The organism is Gemmiger formicilis (genome assembly GCF_900167555.1).
GTDB classification, from domain to species: domain Bacteria; phylum Bacillota; class Clostridia; order Oscillospirales; family Ruminococcaceae; genus Gemmiger; species Gemmiger formicilis.
In genome coordinates this window covers 1-2296 of the sequence record NZ_FUYF01000068.1, presented here as the reverse complement: position 1 = coordinate 2296, position 2296 = coordinate 1, and the positions used below count along the sequence as shown (strand labels likewise).

Below are 2296 nucleotides of genomic sequence, written 5' to 3'. Positions count from 1 at the left end.
GAGTAGATCTCCAGACGGTCATCGTAGATGTCAATGTGGACCTCGCTGCCGTAGACGAGATAATCGCGGTGCGCCAGCGCGTTGACAAGCGCCTCATGGTAGCTGCGCTCGACGTATTCGGGCAGTTCCTCCCGCGAGTTGGGCGTTTTGCGCCACATCATGCGGGCGTTGCGCTTGATGAAAGCCTCTCCGTTCTCAATCAGAGAAAGCACACTGCCGGAATACTCGGCATCGTCCAGCGCGTCCATTGTGCCGCCGCTTTTGTCCAGCCCATTCCAGCGTGTGCAGAACAACCGTGACCAGCGGATCGGGCTTTCATCAGCAATCAGGGCACCGGCATTTGTCAAAAAGCCGCCCTCGTCTGCCAGCCCGAAGGAAACAAGGTCTTTGTTGTCAAAGCTGTTTCCCGTCCACTTCTTATAGCGCTCCCGCAGCTTGGAAAAGGCGTAGTCCTCCACCCTGTAAAGCGTCATCTGAGAGTCGTAGGAGGTGTTTCTGCCGCGCAGAACAAGGCGTTTCAGCTCGGTAGCGGATGCCCTGACGCTCTCGTTTCCGATGCGTACAAACGCCTCTAAGGTGCCGTCGCCGGAGTAATAGTAGGGCGTTTCCTCGCCTTTGAACACGTCAAGAATCAGCAGCACTTTGCCGTCGTCGATTTTGTGAAAGCGCAGCCGAAACTCCGGGATAGGCTCCATGCGCGTCTTGAAAATCTCGCTGATTTTCTCGGCGTCGCTGTCGGGTTCGGTCAGCCCAACGATCTGCCCGTCATCCGCCATGCCGAAAATCAGCGCACCGCCCAGCGTGTTTGCAAAAGCGCTGACACTTTTGCACCAGCTTTTGGGCTTTTTTACCTCAAGCGCCGCTTTCTTGTCGTATTCGGTTGTTTCACCGATCAGGTTCTCCATATCCATCTGCTCCGACCACCTTTTGCGCGAAATATCGGTGCTTTTATTATACAACTTTGCAGGGGCGGTTTGCAATCGTAAGTTGTACTCTCCGGTGTTAAGTTGCACGCATGGCCGTAAGACCATAGCGGGAAGAATCCAATTTTTTGTGGTTTTACGGATAGGATACAATAGTATATTAGTATTTTATTTATTTAGTATTTATTTGTGTTGGATTTGCCGGTACAGGGAAATCCCGTCTAGGTAAATGCCGTTGCGGTAAAAAAATCTCCGAAAAGTGGGGATTTTAGGGCTGTATTTGACTGGACGGCTACCGCGCCGATAGGATGCGAACGCGCCCAAACAGGGGCGTTTCTCGCGGTGACAGGGGCAGTGTGCGGGAATGCCGCGGAGTAGTGCTTGTGTACAACTTCTTGCTAGAGGGTAAAACTTATATACGGATTCGTAGGGCTTTTCACTGGCAAGAACCCAGTGATGCTCGTATTCATGTTTCTCAATGAGACTAAAGCTGCGCATTTATTTGAGAGTTGCGAGTCAGAATCCGTCTCACAGATTTGCCCCCAAAACTGCCCCCAAAAGGGTTTGGAACGGGTCAGCACGATGCAGCACTCTTTTGTACACATGGGACAAAATCTATTCCGAGTCTTGGTACACAACACCACCAAACCCAACAAAACAGCACTGTAACGCACAAATTTTAGATTTCTCATAACCCGGAGGTCGCAGGTTCAAGTCCTGTCTCCGCAACCAACAAAAGCTCGTTGAAACGATAAGTTTCAACGAGCTTTTTTCTACATTATGGCAAAAGTGGTAACAAGCTGGTAACTTTGACCCCAAAATGACCCCAAAACGGCAAAACGACTGCGCCCGGGCGGTTGAAATTTTCAACCGCCCGGGCGCTTTTTGTGGATAAATCTTGCGGAGTTGGCAGGTAAAAATAGGAGCGGTCAGCGTAGTCAGCTCGCTTTGACGAGTACCAACACGCTGTTATTTGGTACGACGATCTTTTCCTGTTTGGTAGGAATGGGTGGGTTCTTGTATTGGCGTAGGGCTTTTTCGATTTGCTGCTTGACTTCCAGCAGGGCGGCGTCTAGTGTTGGCGCTTGTGTGGTGACTTTGGGGAAGTCAGGAACATGGGCAGTGCAGCCGTCCGGGGATAAGGTGCAAAGCACCGGATAAGGCTGGTTCTCCACAGAGATACTGTACTGCATCCCGAACATGTCATCCATCTTGTCCATTTCGTGCCGCTTGTGTTCGTCCATGCTGTGGACATAGGTGTCCATTGTGAAGGCTAGCGAGTAATGACCGAGGATGGCTGACAGGGTCTTGTAGTCCATGCCGCGCTCCAGCGCACGGGTGGCGAAGGTGTGGCGCAGGGCGTGGAAGGTAAA

At 51.7% G+C, this 2296-nt stretch carries 2 protein-coding genes; both read right to left on the bottom strand.

Going from position 1 to position 2296, the window contains the following annotated elements:
* Positions 1–911, bottom strand: a 911-nt coding sequence (locus B5D32_RS14500; RefSeq protein ID WP_200805199.1) for an AlbA family DNA-binding domain-containing protein, incomplete at its 3' end; no start/stop codon positions are given.
* A 950-nt stretch (positions 912–1861) separates the two neighbouring features.
* On the bottom strand, positions 1862–2296 hold a 435-nt coding region (locus B5D32_RS14495), incomplete at its 5' end, for a type II toxin-antitoxin system HicB family antitoxin (protein WP_159447074.1).